Source organism: Aquirufa novilacunae (genome assembly GCF_045310505.1).
GTDB classification, from domain to species: Bacteria; Bacteroidota; Bacteroidia; order Cytophagales; family Spirosomataceae; genus Aquirufa; species Aquirufa novilacunae.
In genome coordinates this window covers 974,797-996,524 of record NZ_JBEWZG010000001.1, presented here as the reverse complement: position 1 = coordinate 996,524, position 21,728 = coordinate 974,797, and the positions used below count along the sequence as shown (strand labels likewise).

The 21,728-nt window shown below is 44.2% G+C and carries 15 protein-coding genes and 1 tRNA gene; 11 read left to right on the top strand and 5 right to left on the bottom strand.

Translation table 11 applies throughout. From position 1 onward, the window contains the following. Nucleotides 1-32 precede the first annotated feature (32 nt). Complete coding sequence (locus V7S74_RS04460; protein ID WP_406777702.1) at nucleotides 33-353, bottom strand: MmcQ/YjbR family DNA-binding protein; 321 nt, start codon at nucleotides 351-353, stop codon at nucleotides 33-35. Between the two features lies 1 nt (nucleotide 354). Then, entirely contained in the window at nucleotides 355-2,190 is a 1,836-nt protein-coding gene (glmS, locus tag V7S74_RS04455) for a glutamine--fructose-6-phosphate transaminase (isomerizing) (RefSeq protein WP_406777557.1), read from the bottom strand. A gap of 239 nt (nucleotides 2,191-2,429) precedes the next feature. Here glmS and V7S74_RS04450 point away from each other — a divergent pair, with 239 nt between their 5' ends. The 3 genes from V7S74_RS04450 to V7S74_RS04440 are packed head-to-tail and all read left to right on the top strand — an operon-like array spanning nucleotide 2,430 to nucleotide 8,679. Continuing rightward, a complete protein-coding gene (locus V7S74_RS04450; protein ID WP_406777556.1) occupies nucleotides 2,430-4,289 on the top strand; it encodes a glycoside hydrolase family 13 protein in 1,860 nt (619 codons plus the stop codon). Continuing rightward, nucleotides 4,286-7,039: an alpha-amylase family glycosyl hydrolase gene (locus V7S74_RS04445; protein ID WP_406777555.1), complete on the top strand. Its 2,754-nt coding sequence runs from the start codon at nucleotides 4,286-4,288 to the stop codon at nucleotides 7,037-7,039. Before V7S74_RS04450 ends, V7S74_RS04445 begins: the two co-directional genes overlap by 4 nt. Before the next feature lie 2 nt (nucleotides 7,040-7,041). Then, a complete protein-coding gene (locus V7S74_RS04440) occupies nucleotides 7,042-8,679 on the top strand; it encodes an amidase (RefSeq protein WP_406777554.1) in 1,638 nt (545 codons plus the stop codon). A gap of 40 nt (nucleotides 8,680-8,719) precedes the next feature. Here the strand turns inward: V7S74_RS04440 and V7S74_RS04435 are convergent. The 3 genes from V7S74_RS04435 to V7S74_RS04425 form a co-directional block, all read right to left on the bottom strand. Then, nucleotides 8,720-8,791, bottom strand: a tRNA-Arg gene (locus V7S74_RS04435). Nucleotides 8,792-8,803: 12 nt separating this feature from the next. Then, nucleotides 8,804-9,520: an RluA family pseudouridine synthase gene (locus V7S74_RS04430; protein WP_406777553.1), complete on the bottom strand. Its 717-nt coding sequence runs from the start codon at nucleotides 9,518-9,520 to the stop codon at nucleotides 8,804-8,806. A 274-nt stretch (nucleotides 9,521-9,794) separates the two neighbouring features. Then, nucleotides 9,795-10,946 carry an anhydro-N-acetylmuramic acid kinase gene (locus tag V7S74_RS04425; RefSeq protein WP_406777552.1) on the bottom strand — a complete coding sequence of 384 codons (1,152 nt, stop codon included), beginning with the start codon at nucleotides 10,944-10,946 and terminating at the stop codon, nucleotides 9,795-9,797. Nucleotides 10,947-11,014: 68 nt separating this feature from the next. On the opposite strand from V7S74_RS04425, the gene lhgO reads away from it, so the two are divergent. The 8 genes from lhgO (at nucleotide 11,015) to V7S74_RS04385 (ending at nucleotide 21,599) form a co-directional block, all read left to right on the top strand. Continuing rightward, entirely contained in the window at nucleotides 11,015-12,214 is a 1,200-nt protein-coding gene (lhgO, locus tag V7S74_RS04420) for an L-2-hydroxyglutarate oxidase (RefSeq protein ID WP_406777551.1), read from the top strand. A 9-nt stretch (nucleotides 12,215-12,223) separates the two neighbouring features. Continuing rightward, the gene (locus V7S74_RS04415; protein WP_406777550.1) at nucleotides 12,224-13,972 is read left to right on the top strand and encodes an ABC transporter ATP-binding protein; all 1,749 of its coding nucleotides are present in this window, start codon (nucleotides 12,224-12,226) and stop codon (nucleotides 13,970-13,972) included. Between the two features lie 104 nt (nucleotides 13,973-14,076). Further along, entirely contained in the window at nucleotides 14,077-15,753 is a 1,677-nt protein-coding gene (ilvD, locus tag V7S74_RS04410) for a dihydroxy-acid dehydratase (RefSeq protein WP_406777549.1), read from the top strand. Nucleotides 15,754-15,836: 83 nt separating this feature from the next. Continuing rightward, nucleotides 15,837-17,579, top strand: a complete 1,743-nt coding sequence (ilvB, locus tag V7S74_RS04405) for a biosynthetic-type acetolactate synthase large subunit (RefSeq protein ID WP_406777548.1) — start codon at nucleotides 15,837-15,839, stop codon at nucleotides 17,577-17,579. 5 nt (nucleotides 17,580-17,584) lie between these two features. Then, on the top strand, nucleotides 17,585-18,118 hold the full coding sequence (gene ilvN / locus V7S74_RS04400) for an acetolactate synthase small subunit (RefSeq protein WP_406777701.1): 534 nt from the start codon (nucleotides 17,585-17,587) through the stop codon (nucleotides 18,116-18,118). A gap of 33 nt (nucleotides 18,119-18,151) precedes the next feature. After that, the gene (gene ilvC / locus V7S74_RS04395) at nucleotides 18,152-19,195 is read left to right on the top strand and encodes a ketol-acid reductoisomerase (protein WP_406777547.1); all 1,044 of its coding nucleotides are present in this window, start codon (nucleotides 18,152-18,154) and stop codon (nucleotides 19,193-19,195) included. A gap of 70 nt (nucleotides 19,196-19,265) precedes the next feature. Then, nucleotides 19,266-20,249 (top strand): pyridoxal-phosphate dependent enzyme, encoded by a 984-nt coding sequence (locus V7S74_RS04390; protein ID WP_406777546.1) that lies wholly within the window; start codon nucleotides 19,266-19,268, stop codon nucleotides 20,247-20,249. Between the two features lie 210 nt (nucleotides 20,250-20,459). Next, entirely contained in the window at nucleotides 20,460-21,599 is a 1,140-nt protein-coding gene (locus V7S74_RS04385) for a 2-isopropylmalate synthase (RefSeq protein WP_406777545.1), read from the top strand. Nucleotides 21,600-21,728 lie beyond the last annotated feature (129 nt).

Sequence of the window (21,728 nt, the reverse complement as noted above, 5' to 3'; positions counted from 1 at the left end):
ATTTCGTAAACACCCAAAAACAGAAAAAGGTTTTATTTTTTAATCAGGGAGTGGGACGTCCGAATGAATTCGAGGACTTTAGTTTGCGGTAAATAGCGATTTATGTGCATCGTATTCCAATGCTTTTTGTTCATGTGAAATCCAGGAAAAACAGCATCTGGGAATTCCTCTCTTTGGGCAATAATATCCTCCGGAACGGCCTTGTAATTAATTGTCGTCGGCGAAGAAACTAAGTCTAAAAGCAAAAACATTTTTCCTTTCGTCTTAAATACCAGGTGATTAGGCCCAAAAGGCTGGCATTCTTCCGTATCCGGAAGCCTCAAGGCAAAATCGCGGAGATCTAAAATGTCCATTTTACTCAACAGTCACACTTTTAGCGAGGTTACGAGGCTTATCCACATCCAATCCTCTCAATACCCCGATGTAATACGAAAGAATTTGTGTCGGGATCACCGAGATAAGCGGTGCTAATAATTCGTCTATCTCTGGAACTACCATCACATGATCTGCCATGCCACGGATTTGCGTGTCACCTTCTGAAATAACGGCGATCACCATTCCTTTGCGGGCTTTGATCTCTTGAATGTTCGAAACGATTTTCTCGTAGTAAGCATCCTTCGTTGCGATGAATAAAACCGGTAGGTTTTCGTCCACTAGGGCGATAGGACCGTGCTTCATTTCGGCAGCTGGATAGCCCTCTGCGTGGATATAAGAGATTTCTTTTAGTTTCAATGCGCCTTCTAAGGCCACTGGGAAGTTATATCCACGACCTAAGAATAAGAAGTCACGAGCGTCTGCGTAGTGCTTCGCTACTTCTTTAATGGACTCATGTGTTTCTAAAACAGCTTTTACTTTTTCTGGGATTAAGGCTAATTCAGCTAGGTAGCGGTTGTATTCTGTTTCTGTAACGGTCTTTTTCTCGCGACCAATTTTGATGGCCATCATGGCTAGCACCGTTAATTGTGCGGTAAATGCTTTGGTACTTGCTACGCCAATTTCTGGTCCAGCGTGCGTGTAAGCACCTGAATGAGATAAACGGGCAATGGATGATCCTACCGCGTTAACTACCCCAAAAATAAAGGCTCCCGCTTCCTTCGCTTTTTCGATGGCAACAAGGGTGTCCGCTGTTTCGCCACTTTGGGAAATAGCAATCAATACATCGCCTTCGCCTACCACCGGATTTCTGTAACGGAATTCCGATGCGTATTCTACCTCAACTGGAATGCGGCAAAGTGTCTCAATCATATATTCCGCCACTAAACCAGCATGCCAGCTAGTTCCGCAAGCTACGATAATGATGCGTTTCGCTTGAGAGAAAACAGACATGTGTTCTTCTACACCCGCTAGCGTTAGCGTTAAGTTTTCCATATCCAAACGGCCACGTAAACAATCCGTTAAGCTACCTGGTTGGTCAAAAATTTCTTTCAACATGAAATGGTCGAAACCGCCCTTTTCGATTTGGGCTAATTCCATGTCTAATTGTTGGATATACGGTGTAATGGGTTCGTTACCTAGGTTCTTTAAGATGATTTCATCTGGAGAAATAATCGCTAATTCGTAGTCATTAACGTAGATAACTTTCTTCGTATATTCGATTATCGGGGAAGCATCAGACGCTAAAAAGTGCTCGCCCTCGCCCACACCGATCACTAAAGGAGATCCTTTGCGAGCTGCGATTAGGCGGTTCGGGAAGCCTTCTTCCATCACAATGATGACGTAGGCGCCTACCACACGCTTTAATGCGATGCGCATAGCCTCTTCCAGTGAAGAATTATTGTTGATTTGGATATCTTCGATGAAGTTGACCAAAACTTCTGTATCCGTTTCACTCTTAAACGTGTAGCCCTTTTGAACTAATTCTTGCTTTAAAGAACCGTAGTTTTCGATGATACCGTTGTGTACCAAAGTCAAACGTCCGCTATTCGAAGTGTGCGGGTGCGCGTTCGCATCTGATGGCTCACCGTGTGTAGCCCAACGGGTGTGTCCGATACCAACCGTGGCCGTAGAAATGATTTCCTCATCCCAAGCCTCTAGCTCAGCTACGCGGCCTTTTTTCTTAAATGTGTTTACCGTTTCACCGAATAATGCAATACCTGAGCTGTCATATCCACGGTATTCTAAACGCTTCAGCCCCTTTAAAATGACAGGGTATGCTGCTTGTTTTCCGATGTACGCTACGATTCCACACATAAAAGAGAATATTTATATTTGTATTATTTGAATAATCAGTCTTTGGGGGCCATTGTGCCCATTTTCCTAGCAAATATCTCCAATTTGAGGTGTATTACCAAATTAATCGGGCATATTTTACTTACCGGTTTGTGGTTATAATAGGATTCTTCCGGGAAGGCTCCGCTGATTCGCTATTTTTGACTATTTTCGTGAAAGCTGTCTGACAGCCCCTCAATCATTTACATTAAAATCATTTTATGAAAAAAGTCCTTTTTCTAGGCCTATTATTTTGTGCCTCATTCTCCTTAATTTCTCAAGATCTTCGCGTAGAGCCCCTGAATTGGTGGGTGGGAATGAAGAACCCGAATTTACAATTATTAATTAAAGCCAAAGACCTACAAGGCGGTACGGTTAGCTCAACAAAAGCTGGTTTAACCGTGAAGAAAGTAACGAACGGTGATAGCCCTAATTACTTATTCGTCGATTTAGTGGTGGCACCTAACGCGCAAGCTGGAACCTATCCTTTAATCATTAAGAAGAATGGTAAGGTGGTTCAAACTATCAATTATTCATTAGAGGCAAGAGCAAAAGGTTCGGCAAATCGTCCTTCGTATTCGACGAAGGATGTGATCTATTTAATTACACCTGATCGCTTTGCGAATGGCAATCCAGCAAATGATAAAGTTGCCGGAATGCGTGATATGTCCTTGAACAGAGGTGCCTTGTATGATCGCCATGGGGGTGATTTACGAGGGATTTTAGATCATTTGGACTACATTAAAAACATGGGTTTTACGGCTATTTGGAATATGCCGGAGGTGGAGAATGACCAAACACTTGAAAGCTACCATGGATACGGAATTACGGATCACTATAAGATCGACCGTCGTTTTGGAACGAATGAAGACTACCGGGAACTGGGAATGAAGACTCAGGCGAATGGGATGTATTTGATCAAAGATATTATCTTGAATCACTGTGGAAGTGGTCACTGGTGGATGGAAGATATGCCATTCAAGGATTGGATAAATTTTGGTGGGAAATTCACGTCAACGACACACCGCCGAGAAACGGTTCAGGATCCACACGTGTCTAAATACGATGCGAAATTGCAGACAGAAGGTTGGTTCGTTCCAGCCATGCCAGACTTAAATCAGAAGAATCCTTTCATGCAACAATACATCATCCAAAACACAATTTGGTGGATTGAATATGCGCATTTAGGAGGTTTACGTATTGATACTTACCCGTATTCGACGAAGGAATTTGCGACGATGTGGTCAGATGCTGTTTTGAATGAATACCCTAATTTAAATATGGTAGGCGAGGAATGGTCATCTAACCCGATTATTACCTCTTACTGGCAGCGCGGAAAAGTGAACCGCGATGGCTATAAATCTTCTTTGCCGGCATTAATGGACTTCCCATTGCAGAACGCGATTTCTGAGGCGATGAACGAAAACGATAAGGAATGGGGCAAAGGCTTGAACAAAATATACAGTACTATTTCGAATGATTTGGTATATGCGAATCCGGATAATTTGGTGGTGTTTGGGGATAATCACGATATGTCTCGTATTTACACACAAGTGAAACACGATCAGGCCTTATTGAAGATGGCGATGACTTATATTTTCACGACACGTGGAATTCCGCAAGTGTTTTACGGAACCGAAATTTTAATGTCAAATCCAAAGTCGTCTGAGCACGGCGAGATTCGTGGCGATTTCCCAGGTGGCTGGGCTGGCGATGGCAAAAATGCCTTCACAGGGGCGAATATGACGGCGGATGAAAAAGCGATGCAGGATTTCTTCAAGAAGATTTTGAGCTGGAGAAAAGGTGCCGAGGCGATTCATAAAGGTAAGTTGTTGCATTTTGGTCCAGAGAATTCTGGTGAAGGCAATGGCGTGTATGTGTATTTCCGCTATACTTCTGCACAAAAAGTGATGGTGGTGTTGAATAAAAATGCGGACGCCCGCAACATTGATTTGAGCCACTATGAGGAGATTTTACCGGCTGGTGCGAAGGCACATAATGTGATGGAATCGACTGATGTGGTTTTTGGAAAGACCTTAAACGTGCCTGCTAAATCAGCACAAATTTTTGAAATCCGATGAGGTATTTAGTTTTATTATTTTTCTCTTTTTCTGCCCTCGCTCAAGTAAGCACCGAGGAGATTTTTCCTACCGGAGATAAAGAGATTACCTTAATTTTTGATTTGAAGCTCGCGAAAGATTCGCGGGCTTCTGGTCTTTTAGGCAAAACATCCGATGTATTCTTATGGTCTGGCGCCGGTGATGCGGATGCGGGTGACGCCTTCAAATACCAGCCAGCGGGTCAAACTAATTTCAGCGCTCCTTTCGAAAAAGGAAAGATGACCTCTTTAGGAAACGATAAGTGGTCAATCAAACTAACACCAAGAACCTATTTTAACGTTCCGGCTGGAAATCCGATAGTTAAGCTAGGTCTTTTACTAAAAAGTGGAGATGGGAAGGCACAGACGGAGGATTTTATTTTGAAACTCTATGCGGGTTCCTATGCCTTGAAATGGTTAGCTCCGACGGAGTCTTTTACTTTAGCAGACGCTGGAACCTCGGTTTCAGTTCGTGCTAAATTTTCCGCGACTTCTTCGATTAGTTTGAAAACGGGGGGGACGGTTTTATCGACCGTGAGCTCTTCTGATTCTATTAATTATACTTACACTTTAGGTGCGGAAAAGGGCAAGCTACATACCTTGATTTTGGAAGGGACGTCGGGTTCGATTACCTTGAAAGACTCGGTGAGAATTCTGACAAAACCCGCGGTGGTTACGGAGGCTTTACCGGCTGGAATTAAGGACGGAGTAAACTACGTGGGTGATCGCGTGATCTTGTGTTTTTATGCGCCTTCGACTTCCTTCGTTTATGCGATTGGTGAGTTTTCTAATTGGGCGGCTTTACCGGCTTATCTGATGAAAAGGACTGCAGATGGTTTGCGTTATTGGGTGGATTTGGGCCCTCAGGTGCCTGGGAAAGAGGTGGCTTATCAGTTTTGGGTAGATGGGAAATTAGCGGTGGCCGATCCTTTGACAGAAAAAATTCTAGATCCTTCGAATGATACCTACATTTCTGCGACGACGTATCCTTCGCTTAAAACCTATCCGACGGGTGCCAAAGGAATCGTGTCCGTGTTCGAATCGGGGGCAACTCCTTACGTATGGAAGACGACTAATTTTACACGTCCTGCTTCTTCGAATTTGCAGGTATATGAATTGTTGATTCGTGATTTTGTAGCGGATCGACGCTACAAAACGGTGGCGGATTCGCTCGGGTATTTGAAGAAATTAGGGATTAATGCGATTGAACTAATGCCGGTGGCGGAGTTCTCTGGGAATGATTCCTGGGGTTATAATCCCATATTTTACACGGCGCCGGATAAGGCCTATGGGACGAAAAATGATTTGAAGTATTTGATCGACAAATGCCATGAAAATGGAATGGCGGTCATTATGGACATCGTTTTAAACCAAGCGGATTATGAAAATCCCTACGTGAAGATGTATTGGGATGGTTCGAAACCTGTAGCGACAAGTCCGTTTTTTAATCCTTCCGCGACGCACCCGTACAGCGTTTTCTTTGATTTTAATCACGAGAGCGCGCACACGCAGTGGCTAGTGGATGTGGTGACGAAGTTTTGGCTTCAGGAATACAAGATAGACGGTTATCGTTTTGATTTGTCCAAAGGTTTTACCCAAACCCCGTCCGGTTCAAATGTCGATCTGTGGGGGCAATATGATGCTTCTCGCGTGAAGATTTGGAAGAGGATCTATGATAAAATTCGTTCGTATGACGCGTCTGCTTATGTGATTCTAGAGCATTTTGCGGCAAATAATGAGGAGAATGAATTAGGTAATTACGGGATGATGTTGTGGGGAAATTCGAAATTCGATATGACGCGCATCGCGCAAGGCTATACGCAAGATTTCAGTCAAGCCTCGTATAAAATGCGAGGATTCACGAATCCAAGCGTGCTGAATTACATCGAGTCCCATGATGAGGAGCGCTTGATGGTAGAACTGGCGAATGCAGGTAAGAAAGTCTTCACCGCACAGGAAAGATTGGAGAGGATGAAAATGGCAGCAGCCACTTTCTTTACGATACCTGGGCCTAAAATGATCTGGCAGTTTGGGGAATTAGGCTACGATGTTTCCATTAATGAAAATGGTCGCACAGGTACTAAACCATTAAAATGGACCTATCAGCAAGATTCAGAACGGGCTAAATTATTAAAAGTCTACCAGCAATTAGGGGCTTTGAAATCTTCGAAAGCGATTTTTACTACCACTGATTTTACTGTGGGAGCGATTGGGGCGGTCAAGCGAAATTTAATCACGAAAGGATCCGAATATGTCTTGCTGATTGCGAATCCAGATATTACTTCTCAGGCGGTATCGGCTAGTTTCCCGACGACTGGACTTTGGTATGATTATTTCAGTGGAAAGTCTTTTGAAGTGAAAAATGCGGAGGCAAAAATGAATCTATTGCCTGGCGAATTTCACCTCTTAACCAATGTTTCTTGGAATACGACTGACCTTGGTTTAGTGCCCTGGTCTGTACCTGATTTTAACATATTAGGCGTAGAGTCGGAGTCCATTGCTCTTCAGGTTTATCCGAACCCGGCAAGGGAAATGGTGAAAGTAGACTGGGAAGCTTTTGAAGCCGGTGAGACCAGTTTAAAATGCATGGACGCCATGGGAAGGGAAGTATTTCAGAAGAATTTACCTCAGATAAAAGGAGTAAATTCCACGACCATATCCACTCAAAATCTACCCAAAGGGCTTTATTTCATTCAAGTTAACACTCAGCGTAAAAAACTTCTTATTCACTAAACATGAAAAAAATCGCCTTTCTTTTGCTGTTCGCTATGTCTGTTTCCGCGCAAACAAAATCGGATCTTTCCGGTGCGGCTGCCCTTTTCGATCTACAATTTACGACCCAGGAATTAGATACCCTGTATTCGGATGTGGTGGATAATCTAGCAAATTACAAGGCGATGCACGCGCTATCGTTAAACAACAATGTGCCTTTGAGTCTTTGGCAAAACCCAAAACTTCCGGGCATGAAATTCGATCAAACGCAGCGTCCGGTTGTATGGCCTGCGGTTAAAGCCACGCTGCCGAAAAACCGGAATGAGCTAGCTTTTTACTCCATAGATCAACTCGCTTATCTACTAAATACAAAGCAAATCACTTCAGTCGAATTGACACAATTTTTCATTGAGCGAATCAAAAAACACGGCGAGACTTTGCAATGTGTTATCAGTCTTCAAGAGGATCTGGCTCTAGCCCAAGCGCGTCAAGCGGATCAGGAAATAGCGGCAGGGAAATACCGGGGTTTATTGCATGGAATTCCCTATGGATTGAAGGATTTATTTGCGGTGAAAGGCACGAAGACGACCTGGGGGGCGGCTCCATACAAGGATCAGACCATCGACGAAGATGCGTATGTATACTCGAAATTGAAGGAATCGGGGGCTGTTTTGGTGGCTAAATTCACACTAGGTGCCCTAGCTATGGGCGATTATTGGTATGGCGGCAGAACGAAAAACCCCTGGAACTTGAATTACGGATCGTCCGGTTCTTCGGCAGGTTCTGCATCCGCTACGGTCGCTGGTTTAGTTCCATTCGCGATTGGTACGGAGACCTGGGGTAGTATCGTTTCTCCTTCCACCACTTGTGGAGCGACGGGTTTGCGTCCTACCTTTGGTAGCATTTCGCGCTCAGGGGCGATGGCTTTGAGTTATTCCTTGGACAAAGTAGGTCCGATTTGCCGTTCGGCTAATGACGCCGCCATCGTATTTAACTATCTGCACGGAACGGATGGCAAGGATTTGGCAGCTGTAAATATGCCCTTTAATTACCAAGCGAATCGTCCTATTAAAGGAATGAAGATCGGCTATGCGAAGAATTATTTTGACAAAATTAAAGACACCACCCGCAGCGAATGGAAGGTGTTAGCGGATCTGCGCAAACAAGGCGTGGAATTAATTCCGGTAGAATTTCCAGATGAGAAAGTGTACAAAGTAAACATCATGGACGTTGTCATCGGTGCTGAATGTGCCGCGCAATTCGATGAGATGACACGTAAAAACATCGATGATCAACTGACTCGCCAAACCAAATACGACTGGCCTAATCAATTCAGAACCGCTCGTTTCGTGCCAGCCGTCGAATACATTAATGCACAACGCCATCGCTACCTGTTAATGCAAGAAGTGAACAAGGTCATTTCGCAATTCGATGCCATTATTTGCCCATCACGCGGAGGCGGAAATCAATCGGCCATCACGAATTTGACAGGCCATCCGGTCGTTTGCGTACCTACGGGATTGGATGCGAAAAGTGGTTTACCAACCGGAATTTCATTCGTAGGAAAATTATACGATGAAGGGACTTTGTTGCGAATTGCACAATTTTATCAGGATCATACGGGGCACGAAGAGGTGCATCCACAGCCGTTTTTAAATTAAAAAAAGGACACCTCTTTCGAAATGTCCTTTTTTAATGGAGTAGCCCCGGAAGGAATCGAACCTTCATCTTAGGTACCGGAAACCTACATTCTATCCATTGAACTACGGAGCCAGGGCTGTAAAATTACGAATACTTCTCCAAAGTCTTGACCAGCACATGGAAATCTTTTGGATACGGTGCCTCGACGGTAATGGGGTCGCCATTCATCAGATTGAAGGACAAACTATGGGCATGGAGTGCAACGCGGCGCATCACAGGAAGCTCTTCGGTGTCCTTTTTCAGGTGGAAATTACGCTTTAAATCAGACAGGTAAATCTCGGGCCCGCCATACATCACATCCGAAACGATCGGTGCTTTTAGACAGGTGAGGTGAATCCGGATTTGGTGCATACGTCCAGTTATAGGCATACATTCGACCAAAGTATAGCCACGGAATACCTTCAATGTGCGGAACCAGGTTTCGGCGTGTTTTCCTTTGGCACGATCAATCACGACCTTTCCATCTTTCAATGGAAGGATGGGTAAATTCACTAAAAAGCCATCCCAATCCTGCATTCCCTCCACGACCGCATGGTAGCGCTTCGCCGTCTCACGATGCTCGAATTGCATAGAAATGTGGCGATAGGCCTCTGGGTTTTTGGCAATCACTAAAGCCCCGGAAGTCTCCTTGTCTAAACGGTGACCCACCTGCGCATCCGACGAATATTCCTTCGCTAATCGCAAGATTGCCGGCGCCAAATCATCCTTCCGCTCATCCAGCGTCGAAATGCCAGAGGGCTTGTTAATCACAATAAAATCAGCATCCTCGAACAGGATGGAATCGGTAAATTTGTATTTCATAAATCTCGCCACGCTGTGGCTCGTTAGTCGCTGCTTCGCAGCTTAAAAGTCGCCATTTCATGGCTTAGTCAATGAGTCGCCGATGCGCGGCTTAGTAATCAGTATTCGGTAATCAGTAGCCGGTAGTCAGTGGTCAGTCGCTAGTCACTAGTCGATAGTCCTGAGGAAATGAGTCCGGAGGATTTCATTCATCATTTACCACTTACCATTCACCATTTAAATTCATTCATCATTCACCACTTACCATTCACCATTTTATAAAAATCGGAGATTTTTATAAAGAAATTTTTCCAAAATTTACCCACGGCGAATCCCCCAACCTCTCCGCTCCAGGTGAATCCGCCAAGGTCTCATTCGCCAGCAATGCAAACAATACAGCCTCTTTCGCAGCCGAGGGCATACCTAACTCATCACTTTCACAAACGCGGAAGGGAAGAAGCTCGGCTAGTCGTGCCATGATCACCGGATTTTTGCTACCACCACCACTTACGTAAACGGTACCCTCCACAGAAGATAGAATGTAGGTTTTCATGGCGAGGGCGATGCTTTGGGCGGTGAATTCTGTTAAGGTTGCGATTAAATCAGCGGGGCTAATAGAGCCGCGGACGATGTCTAAATTAAAATATTCTGGCCCCGTACTTTTAGGGAATGAATCCTTGAAAAAGCTCAGGCTCATGAGTTCGGCTAAAATGCCTGTATCGATTTTTCCGGAGCGGGCGATGGCACCATCTTCGTCATATGCTTTATTGAAATAGCGGCGGACGGCTGCGTCAATTAAGGTATTTCCGGGACCGGTGTCTGTCACTAAGATACCAGCAGGATCTCCCGAGGCAGGCAAATAAGTGAAGTTTCCGATGCCGCCTATATTTAATAAAATGCGATGATAGCCTTTCTTAGAAAACAAGAAATAGTCGCCAAACATGGCTAAAGGTGCACCTTCGCCACCTGCCGCGATGTGTTTTTGGCGGAAGTCGGAGAGGGTGATGATGCCAGTTAGCTGGGCGATGTGATCGCCGTCGCCTATTTGAAAGGTCGAGTGTGGGAGTTTGCCGGTTCTGTCGGGGCGGTGCATGACGGTTTGGCCGTGGGAGGCAATCGCGTCTACTTCGGATGGATCCACACCCCAAGTCGCTAAAACTTCTAAAATTAGGGAAGCGTGCAAACGTCCAATTTGGGCGTTGAGCGTAGAAAGGGTGGGGAAATGAATGGTCTCTTTGGCAAAAACCGAACGAATCGACTCTTTAAAATCTGCTGGATAGGGGCGGGTGTCGTAATGCAAAATCTCATAAGACGTGTCCAGCCCAAAACCCGTGAAACGAACCAGTGCTAAGTCCAATCCGTCCAATGACGTTCCCGACATCAAACCTAAAATGGTGCGCGTCGGGGCTTTGGCAATCTGATACAGACGTTCGATCCGTGGATTCATTCTTCAAAGCTACGAATAATTCTTTTTACCATCGATTCGACGTATATTTGTTGTTCAAATTTCATTTTATGGCATTAGACGTAATCATCGTAGGCGGCGGCATCGTGGGCCTCGCAACAGCGCATCGTTTGTTAGAGGCGCGACCTGATCTACACATCGCTTTGTTTGAGAAAGAAAACATGGTTTCGATGCACCAAACAGGTAATAATTCCGGCGTTATCCACTCTGGATTGTATTATAAGCCGGGTTCGTTAAAGGCCAAAAACTGCATCGAGGGCTACCACCAATTAATTGATTATTGTACCCAGGAGAATATTCCGTTTGAATTAACGGGTAAAATCGTCGTTGCTTCTACGCACGAGCAAAAGGCACAATTAGAGACTTTATACCAAAGAGGTCAACAAAATGGCCTAGATGGATTGAAAAAATTGAGTCTTGCAGAAATGCAGGAATACGAACCACATGTGACGGGGGTAGAGGGGATGTTTGTTCCACAAACGGGAATCGTAGATTACCGAGCAGTGGCCGCAAAATTAGCGGTAGGAACGCAAATTAAGGGTTGCGAAATGCACCTAGGCGAAAAAGTAATCGACATCAAGAAAGGCTTGACCTTCTCGATCGTTGAAACAACGAAGTCAGTATACGAGGCAAAATTAGTGATCAACTGTGCGGGTCTATATTCCGATAAAGTAGCGCAGATGACTCAAAAAGAGCCATTGGATGTGCGCATTGTACCATTTCGCGGCGAATATTTCAAATTAAGAAAAGACAAAGAATACCTAGTCAAGAACCTGATTTATCCGGTACCAGATCCGAATTTCCCTTTCCTAGGCGTACACTTTACCCGCATGATGAAAGGTGGCGTAGAGGCGGGACCTAATGCGGTTTTGGCATTCAAGAAAGAGGGATATAAGAAATTAGGGATTGATGCGAAGGAACTTTGGGACACCTTAACCTGGCCTGGCTTCCAAAAAGTAGCGATGAAATACTGGGAAACTGGTTTAGGCGAAATGTACCGCAGCTTCTCGAAAGAGGCATTTACGAAAGCCTTGCAAGTATTAATTCCGGATATTCAAATCACCGATTTAGTCGAGGGAGGAGCAGGTGTGAGAGCACAGGCTTGCGATCGCGATGGCGGATTATTAGACGATTTCTCAATCGTAGAAGACGCGAAAGTGATCAATGTATTAAATGCACCTAGTCCGGCAGCGACCTCTTCTTTAGCGATTGGAAAAACCATCTCGGAGATGGCGTTGACACGATTTTAAACAACAAACATGAAATTATTACTGAATTATTTGAGTGTGTACCGCTGGCGCGTGGTGGGGGCATTAGCCCTGGCAGCCACGAATCAGATCTTCTCGTTAATGGATCCCTATATTTTCCGGAAGATCATTGACGATGTCGCGGCGGTCTATCGCTCGGATACCCACACGATGGACCAATTCGTTGCGGCGATTTGGCCTTTAGCCTTAGCGTCCGTGGGCGTAGCTTTTGTAAGTCGGGTGGCGAAAAATTTTCAGGATTATTTCATTAATACGGTAACCCAAAAAGTAGGGGCAAACCTCTATTCAGATGGCATTCGTCACTCCTTAGAGCTGCCTTACGAAACCTTTGAGGACCAAAGATCCGGCGAGACCCTAGGTAAACTCCAAAAAGTCCGCACAGATGTCGAAAAGCTAATCACCTTAGGAATCAATATTTTATTCCAATCCATCATCGCCTTGATCTTCATCTCGGTCTATGCCTTTTCGGTGCATTGGATGGTGATGCCGTTGTTCTTAATCACCGGCCCCCTAATCGGCTACGTTTCGTCCGTTTTAAGTAAGAAGATTAAAACGATTCAAATTGAAATCGTGAAAGAATCGACAGGCCTTGCTGGTTCTACGACGGAATCGTTGCGCAATATCGAGTTAGTGAAATCTTTAGGATTAGCGGAACAAGAAATCGCTCACCTGAATGCGACGACAGAGAAAATCTTGAAATTAGAATTGAAGAAAGTGCGCTACGTGCGTTCCATGGCCTTCGTTCAAGGAACCTGCGTAAACTTATTGCGTATGTTAATGGTGGTCGTTTTGATCTACCTGATTTATGAAGGCAAGATTACGATCGGTCAGTTCTATTCGTTGAATATCTACTCCTTCTTCTTATTCAACCCATTGCAAGAGATTGGAAATGTGGTGAATACCTACCGCGAGGCGGAGGTTTCCCTACAGAATTTTGAGCAGGTATTAAGTATTCCTTCGGAGAAGAAGCCGACGAATCCGAAAGCAATTTCATCGATTCAGGAATTGAAATTCGATCAGGTTTCTTTCAAACACCAGTCTGCAACGACCGAGGCTTTGAATGGAATCACGTTCTCCGTTAAAGGAGGCGAGACCATTGCTTTTGTAGGACCTTCGGGTGCTGGAAAGTCGACCTTAGTTAAATTATTAGTGGGTCTGTACCGTCCTAAAAAGGGTCAAGTATATTATAATGGCGAGCCGAGTGATGCGATCGATTTCGATCAATTGCGCAAAAAAATCGGTTTCGTGACGCAAGACACGCAATTGTTCTCCGGATCGATTCGCGAGAACTTGTTATTCGTGAATCCGAATGCGACGGATGCTCAGTGCATGGAGGTGTTAGAAAAGGCCGCTTGCCAAAGCCTTCTAGCCAGAGCCGACAAAGGTCTTGATTCCTTGATCGGAGAAGGTGGCGTAAAAGTGTCGGGTGGAGAGAAGCAACGATTAAGTATTGCGCGCGCTTTGTTACGCGATCCGAACTTATTGGTTTTCGATGAGGCGACGTCTGCTTTAGATTCCTTGACCGAAGAAGAAATTTCCGAAACGATTCGTTCTTTATCCGTTGATACGGAGCACCTTACGATCTTGATCGCGCACCGTTTATCGACCGTGATGCATGCGACAAGAATCTATGTGTTAGAGAAAGGACAGATAGTTGAGGAGGGCTCGCACGACGATTTAGTGGCGAGCAAAGGATTGTATTTTGCGATGTGGAGACAGCAGGTAGGAGAAAACAAATAATTAATTTTGCTTTTTCTATAATTGCCAAAGATTCTTTGGCATAATTAACCTGCCTACAAATCCAATTGTGTATATTTGTTGTTTGAAAAAATTTCTTAAACCCTATGTCATTAAATAAGTATTCACGGACATTAACTCAGGAAGTATCTAACCCTGCTGCGAAAGCGATGCTTTACGGTATCGGCTTAACTAGCGAGGATATGAACAAAGCTCAAATCGGTATCGCAAGTACTGGTTATGAAGGTAATACCTGTAATATGCACTTGAATGGACTTTCTGTCCACGTAAAAAAAGGGATCCAAGAGAACGGAATGGTCGGTTTGATCTTCCATACGATCGGGGTTTCCGATGGAATGACGAATGGAAATGACGGGATGAGCTATTCATTACCATCACGTGATATCATTGCGGATTCAATCGAAAACGTGGTAGGGGCACAATGGTATGATGGTGTAATCGCGGTTGTAGGTTGTGATAAGAATATGCCAGGCGCTATGATGGCCATGGCTCGTTTGAATCGTCCAGGTATGTTAGTGTACGGCGGAACGATTCGCAGCGGATCATACAAAGGAGAAAAATTAGACATCGTTTCGGCGTTCGAAGCTTTGGGAAAAAAATATGCAGGAACCATCTCTGACGAGGATTATGAAGGCGTTATTCGCAATTCGATCCCAGGAGCAGGTGCTTGCGGCGGTATGTACACAGCGAATACGATGGCTTCATCGATGGAAGCGATGGGCTTAGTGCTACCTAATTCATCGACTTATCCAGCGACACACGAAGGAAAGAAAGAGGAGTGCTTAGCGATTGGCGCGGCGATGAAAGTTTTATTAGAGAAAAACATCTGTACTCGTGACATCATGACGCGCAAAGCATTCGAAAATGCGATGACCGTGGTGATGGCCTTGGGTGGTTCGACAAATGCCGTGTTACACTATTTAGCGATTGCGCACGCGGCTGGAATCGACTTTACGTTAAAAGATATTCAAGCTATTTCGGATCGTACTCCTTTAATCGCTGACTTGAAACCAAGTGGTAAATACTACATGGAAGATGTGTTAGCGATCGGTGGAATGCCGGCGATTTTGAAGTATTTACTACGTGTGGGCTTGTTGCACGGCGATTGCTTAACGGTAACTGGCAAAACAATGGCGGAGAACCTAGCGGAGGCTCCGGACTTGAATTTTGACACACAAAAAATCATTTTCCCTATCACGCAGCCGTTAAAACCGACGGGTCACTTGCAAATTATCTATGGTAATTTAGCTCCTGGTGGTGCTGTGGCTAAGATTACGGGTAAGGAAGGCGAACGTTTTGAGGGTATTGCCAAAGTATGTGAGCGCGAGGAAGAGGTAATCGAATACATCTCTAAAGGCGAAATCAAACCGGGTCACGTTATCGTGATCAGAAATGAAGGACCTAAAGGAGGCCCTGGTATGCCAGAAATGTTAAAACCAACTTCGGCCGTGATTGGTGCTGGCTTAGGAAACTCCGTGGCGATGATCACTGATGGTCGTTTCTCAGGAGGAACACACGGATTCGTAGTGGGTCACGTGACTCCAGAAGCACAAGAAGGCGGACCGATTGGTCTAGTGAAAGACGGTGATAAAATCACGATTGATGCGGTGAATAATACCTTAGTATTGCACGTATCGGACGACGAATTAGCAGAACGCAAGAAGAATTGGAAGCCAATTGAGTCTCCGTTTAAGCAAGGCGTTCTACGTAAATATATTAAAAACGTTTCCTCTGCGAGTCAGGGTTGCGTTACGGATTTATAAGAAAATTATTTTTTTATCTATCCAGAAGGCTTAAATTGGGCTTTCTATTGCGTTGAGACAAAATTTTTGAATACACGTTAACCATGGGACAAACCCAAACTCAAACCGAAGCAGCTAATCAAGCCGATAAAAAGAAATTTTTGTCAGGCGCCCAAGCTATCATGCAATCATTGGTAGAGCAGGGGGTGGATACAATTTTTGGCTATCCTGGTGGTGCGATTATGCCCACGTATGATGCGCTATACGATTACCAAGATCGCCTAAAACACATCTTAGTTCGCCACGAACAAGGAGCTGGTCATGCGGCTCAAGGTTATGCTCGTATGCTGAATAAAGCAGGTGTTTGCATGGTAACATCGGGTCCTGGTGCGACGAACTTGATTACGCCTATCGCAGATGCGATGCTTGATTCAACTCCTTTGGTGTGTATTGTAGGCCAAGTAAAAGGAAATCTTCTAGGTACTGACGCCTTTCAAGAATGTGATCTAATCGGTATTTCTATGCCGGTGACGAAATGGAATTACCAAGTTTTAGATGCAAATGAGATCCCAGAGATCATGGCGAAAGCCTTCTACATCGCAGAAACTGGTCGTCCTGGTCCTGTTTTAATTGATATTACACGTACAGCTCAAACAGATTTGATGACTGTGCCTTTTGAATACAAGCCTTGTACCTCGATTATTTCTTACAAACCACGCGTGGAGCCGAAGGCAGAACACGTGGAGGCCGCAGCGAAATTAATTAACGGGGCAAAACGCCCGTATATCTTAGCTGGACATGGTATTATCATTTCTGGCGCGGAGAAAGAATTAAACGATTTCGTAGACAAGACGGGTATTCCAGTAGCAACCACCTTGTTAGGGATGTCTTCGATGGATGCAGATCATCCTTCCTATGTAGGCTGGCCGGGCATGCACGGAAATTATGGTGCGAACGTATTGACTAACTCGTGTGACGTATTGATCGCGATCGGGATGCGTTTCGATGACCGAATTACGGGTGATTTAAGCACCTATGCGAAACAAGCGAAAGTGGTTCACATCGAGATTGATCCAAGTGAGATAGATAAAAACGTGAAAGCAGACGCACCGGTGGTGGGTGATGCGAAGGCTGCATTAAAGGCTCTATTGCCCTTAGTGAACAAGGCTGATCACAAAGAGTGGAGAGCAGAATTTAAGAAATACGACGACGAAGAATACGAGAAAATCACGAAGAAAGACTTGTTCCACGAAGGGGATAAGATCAAGATGGGTGAGGCAGTAAATCTCTTATCTGATAAAACAAAAGGGGAGGCCGTAGTCGTAACAGACGTAGGGCAACACCAAATGATTACTAATCGCTATTACCGTTTCAAAAAGCGTAATTCGATCGTTACCTCTGGTGGCGCGGGAACGATGGGCTTTGCCCTTCCTGCGGCTTTTGGCGCGAAAGTGGCGGTACCAGAACGCGAAGTAGTAGCCATTATCGGTGACGGTGGTTTCCAGATGACTTTACAAGAACTAGGTACCATCGCCCAAAGCGGTTTGCCAGTCAAAATCATTATCTTGAATAACAACTTTTTAGGCATGGTTCGCCAGTGGCAGCAATTGTTCTTTGATAACCGTTATTCATTCGTTGAATTGCAGAATCCTGACTTTATAACGATCGCTAAGGGCTTCGGCATTGCTGGGCATACCGTTTCAGATCGAGCTAATTTGAGCGATTCATTAGATACTTTATTGAATTCAGATAAGCCTTATCTGTTAGAAATCATTTGTGAAAAAGAGGAAAATGTATTCCCCATGGTACCTGCGGGTGGCTGTGTAACAAGTGTGAGGCTAGAATAATTATGTTGACAAATTATACCATCTCGGTTTTTACGATGAATACGGTCGGTTTACTGAATCGAATCACGATCATTTTTACTCGAAGAAGAGTAAATATTGAAAGTTTGACGGTTTCAGAGACAGAGCGCAAAGGCGTATCTCGTTTCACGATTGTGATTAAACACGAAAATCGGGAATTCGTAGAAAAATTAGTTCGCCAAATCCGTAAAGTAACAGACGTTCTCGCGGTGTTTGGATACCTAGATGACGAAATCGTATTTAACGAAATCGGTCTATTTAAAATTGCGACACCTCTAGGCGGCGTTCCAGTGGATGTGAAGACGATTAATTTAGATTGGAATGCGAAGATTGTGCACTTTGGCCTAGATTATGTAGTCGTAGAAAAGAATGGCTCAGAAGAAGAAATTCAAGAGTTTTATACCTATTTGAAGAAATGGGAAATTTTAGAGTACGTTAAGTCAGGTCGTGTTGCCGTAGGTAAAACGGAGAAAGGCTTAGTAGAATTCTTGCCGGAAGAAGGCAATTGGGAAATCGTATAATCGAAAAAAGAATATAAATTAAATAACAAAAAAATGGCAAAGATTAATTTCGGTGGAGTTGTTGAAGACATCGTAACAAGAGAAGAGTTTCCATTAGAGAAAGCTAGACAAGTATTAGCTGATCAAACGATCGCTGTGATCGGATATGGAGTTCAAGGTCCTGGACAAGCGTTAAACATGAAAGACAATGGTCTGAATGTAATCGTAGGTCAACGTAAAGGAAAAACTTATGACAAAGCTGTCGCTGACGGTTGGGTTCCAGGTGTAACTTTATTTGAAATCGAAGAAGCTTTGGAAAAAGGAACAATCATCTGTTACTTACTTTCTGATGCCGCTCAAATCGAGTTATGGCCTACAGTGAAGAAATATTTAACGGCTGGAAAGTCACTTTATTTCTCTCACGGATTCGGTATCACCTACAAAGAAAAAACAGGTATCGTTCCTCCAGCAGATGTGGACGTATTCTTAGCTGCACCTAAAGGTTCAGGTACTTCATTACGTCGTTTATTCGTAGCAGGTAAAGGTTTGAACTCTTCGTTCGCAGTTTACCAAGATGCTACAGGAAAAGCGCGTGAGAAATGTATCGCTATGGCGATCGGTGTAGGATCAGGTTATTTATTTGAAACAGATTTCTACAAAGAAGTAACGTCTGACTTAACGGGTGAGCGTGGAACTTTAATGGGAGCTATTCAAGGTATTTTCGCGGCACAATACGAAGTATTACGCGAGAACGGTCACTCACCATCAGAAGCATTCAACGAAACAGTTGAAGAATTAACACAATCGTTAATGCCATTGGTAGCTGAAAATGGTATGGACTGGATGTATGCAAACTGCTCTACTACGGCGCAACGTGGTGCATTGGATTGGTGGAAGCCATTCCGTGATGCTTCTAAGCCTGTATTTGAGAAATTATACAACTCAGTGAAAACTCAAGCAGAAGCAGAACGTTCAATCACATTGAATTCACAACCGGATTACCGTGTGAAATTAGATGCTGAATTGAAAGAAATTGCTGACATGGAAATGTGGAGAGCTGGTGCAGCGGTACGTAGCTTACGTCCTGAAAACAACTAGTTTTCGCTAATAGATTGAAAAAGGGTAGATGCTTCAGGTGTCTACCCTTTTTTTGTTAATTTTGGGGCGCATGGAATTCAACAAACTAAAACACGTTCCAAGCGTCACAGAAATAAAACAGGTAGCGGAGCAGCTAAAGGGGGTGATTTCAGAGACTCCTTTAGAATACTCGGCCTCTCTTTCTGCGCGCTATGGGGCAAAAATCTATTTAAAGCGCGAAGATTTGCAGGTCGTTCGCTCCTATAAAATCAGGGGTGCCTACCACAAAATTTCGAATATACCTCTCGAGCTCAGATCGAAAGGGGTAGTGGCCGCTTCTGCTGGAAACCATGCGCAGGGTGTTGCCCTTGCTTGTGCTTTGCTCGATATTCAAGCTCATATTTTTATGCCAAAGTCGACTCCCTTACAAAAGGTGGAGGCTGTTCGGTTTTTCGGTAAAGAAAAGGTGCGCATCTATTTAGTAGGGGAGACCTACGATGAGGCCTTTGCTGCTTCACGAAAGTTTTGCGAAACCAATGGGGCCATTTACATTCCTCCCTTTGATGATTTTGATATTATTGCGGGGCAAGCGACGGTTACGCTGGAGATTTTAGCGGCTCAGGTTCCTGACTTTCTTTTTGTGGCGATAGGAGGAGGAGGCTTGGCTGCTGGGGCGGCCTTGGTTTTGCCCTCGTCGACCTCATTGATTGGGGTGGAGCCAGCGGGTGCGCCTTCTATGCAACAGAGTTTAGCGGCGTCTGAGGTGCTTGTCCTTCCGGAAATTGATCGATTTGTGGACGGTGCATCCGTGAAGCAGGTAGGTTTGAAAACCTTTTCTATTTGCCAGCAAGGTCTTTCGCGCATGTTAACGGTTTCGAAGAAGGATTTATGCCAAACCATGTTAGACCTTTACGCCCTCAAGAGTATGATAGTCGAGCCCGCAGGAGCTTTAAGTGTCGCTGGGCTCGCCCAGATGGCCGACGAAATCAAGGGTAAGACAGTGGTTTGTGTTATCTCCGGCGGAAATTTCGATCCAAAACGCTTTCCAGAGATTAAATTACTGGCGTCCTCTTAAAAAAATACAAAATTTTATATTCTGCCAGTGTTTTGCATTTTGGATTAATAATCTTACAATTAGTTTAATTATAGATTTTATATAGTTTATTTATTTTAATATTGTTATTCCAAAGATTAATAATCTATACTCTCTACTCTATACTCTCTTATCTCCTTGTTTCCAACACGGAATTCTTGTAATTTCACACCGAAATAAAACACCTACAAGATGAGTAACCGCATTCAAATTTTTGATACCACCTTACGCGACGGAGAACAAGTTCCTGGCTGTCAATTAAACCGCGAGGAAAAAGTAGAAGTAGCGAAACAACTCGAGTTGTTAGGGGTAGACATTATTGAAGCGGGTTTTCCGATCTCCTCTCCGGGTGATTTCGCCTCTGTTCAAGCCATTTGTGATGCCGTAAAAGAGCCCACAGTTTGTGCTTTAACTCGCGCTAAAAAAGAAGATATCGATGCAGCCGTAGCTGCTTTAAAAACAGCTCGCAAGCCTCGTATTCATACCGGAATCGGTTCATCCGATGTTCACATCAAACATAAATTTAATTCAACTCGCGAGGAAATTATAGAGCGTGGCGTTTGGGCAGTTAAATATGCCAAATCCTTTGTGGAAGACGTCGAGTTCTTTGCTGAAGATGCGGGTCGTGCAGACTTAGCTTTCTTAGCTGAATTAACCCGCGAAGTAATTAAGGCAGGTGCAACTGTTGTTAACCTTCCAGATACTACCGGATATTTATTGCCTCACGTGATGCACGATCGTATCAAATATTTGTACGAAAATGTGGACAACATTCACCAGGCGACCATTTCCATGCACAACCACAATGATTTAGGTTTAGCGACGGCGAACACGATTGCAGGTATTCAGGCCGGTGCTCGTCAGGTGGAGGTAACGATTAATGGTATTGGAGAGCGTGCTGGAAATACCTCTTTGGAAGAAGTAGCCATGATTCTAAACGTTCACAAAGATTTAGGATTTACGACGGGTATTAATCCCAAATATTTATACCCGACCAGTACCTTGGTATCGAACTTAATGGGGATGCATGTACAGCCTAATAAAGCTGTCGTAGGTGCAAATGCATTCGCTCACTCCTCTGGTATTCACCAAGATGGTTTCTTAAAGCATGCCCAAAACTATGAAATCATGAACCCTGAGGACGTAGGTGTATCCTCTTCAGCAATCTTATTAACCTCTCGTTCGGGTCGTGCCGCTTTACGTCACCGCTTAACTTTATTAGGCTTTGATTTCGAGAAACCAGAATTGGATAAGATTTACACTCGCTTCTTGTTGATGGCGGATGAGCGTAAGATGATTCATGATGAGGATCTTCGTGAACTCGTTGGTTGATATTTTAAGTATAAAGAATAAAGAATAAAGCACAAAGAATAAAGTAGGCATTAAAAAAGGGAACCGAGGTTCCCTTTTTTAATTATCATATGAAATGTGAATAAGTCCGAAGGAAAGGAGTCCGAAGGA

What these genes read in the sequence shown, in the direction of transcription:
- V7S74_RS04390 (WP_406777546.1), top strand. Translation starts at nt 19,266, where the DNA reads ATGGAATTCAACAAACTAAAACACGTTCCAAGCGTCACAGAAATAAAA.
- V7S74_RS04460 (WP_406777702.1), bottom strand. Translation starts at nt 353, where the DNA reads ATGGACATTTTAGATCTCCGCGATTTTGCCTTGAGGCTTCCGGATACG.
- V7S74_RS04450 (WP_406777556.1), top strand. Translation starts at nt 2,430, where the DNA reads ATGAAAAAAGTCCTTTTTCTAGGCCTATTATTTTGTGCCTCATTCTCC.
- ilvB (WP_406777548.1), top strand. Translation starts at nt 15,837, where the DNA reads ATGGGACAAACCCAAACTCAAACCGAAGCAGCTAATCAAGCCGATAAA.
- V7S74_RS04440 (WP_406777554.1), top strand. Translation starts at nt 7,042, where the DNA reads ATGAAAAAAATCGCCTTTCTTTTGCTGTTCGCTATGTCTGTTTCCGCG.
- V7S74_RS04445 (WP_406777555.1), top strand. Translation starts at nt 4,286, where the DNA reads ATGAGGTATTTAGTTTTATTATTTTTCTCTTTTTCTGCCCTCGCTCAA.
- V7S74_RS04430 (WP_406777553.1), bottom strand. Translation starts at nt 9,520, where the DNA reads ATGAAATACAAATTTACCGATTCCATCCTGTTCGAGGATGCTGATTTT.
- glmS (WP_406777557.1), bottom strand. Translation starts at nt 2,190, where the DNA reads ATGTGTGGAATCGTAGCGTACATCGGAAAACAAGCAGCATACCCTGTC.
- V7S74_RS04425 (WP_406777552.1), bottom strand. Translation starts at nt 10,946, where the DNA reads ATGAATCCACGGATCGAACGTCTGTATCAGATTGCCAAAGCCCCGACG.
- V7S74_RS04385 (WP_406777545.1), top strand. Translation starts at nt 20,460, where the DNA reads ATGAGTAACCGCATTCAAATTTTTGATACCACCTTACGCGACGGAGAA.
- lhgO (WP_406777551.1), top strand. Translation starts at nt 11,015, where the DNA reads ATGGCATTAGACGTAATCATCGTAGGCGGCGGCATCGTGGGCCTCGCA.
- ilvD (WP_406777549.1), top strand. Translation starts at nt 14,077, where the DNA reads ATGTCATTAAATAAGTATTCACGGACATTAACTCAGGAAGTATCTAAC.
- ilvC (WP_406777547.1), top strand. Translation starts at nt 18,152, where the DNA reads ATGGCAAAGATTAATTTCGGTGGAGTTGTTGAAGACATCGTAACAAGA.
- V7S74_RS04415 (WP_406777550.1), top strand. Translation starts at nt 12,224, where the DNA reads ATGAAATTATTACTGAATTATTTGAGTGTGTACCGCTGGCGCGTGGTG.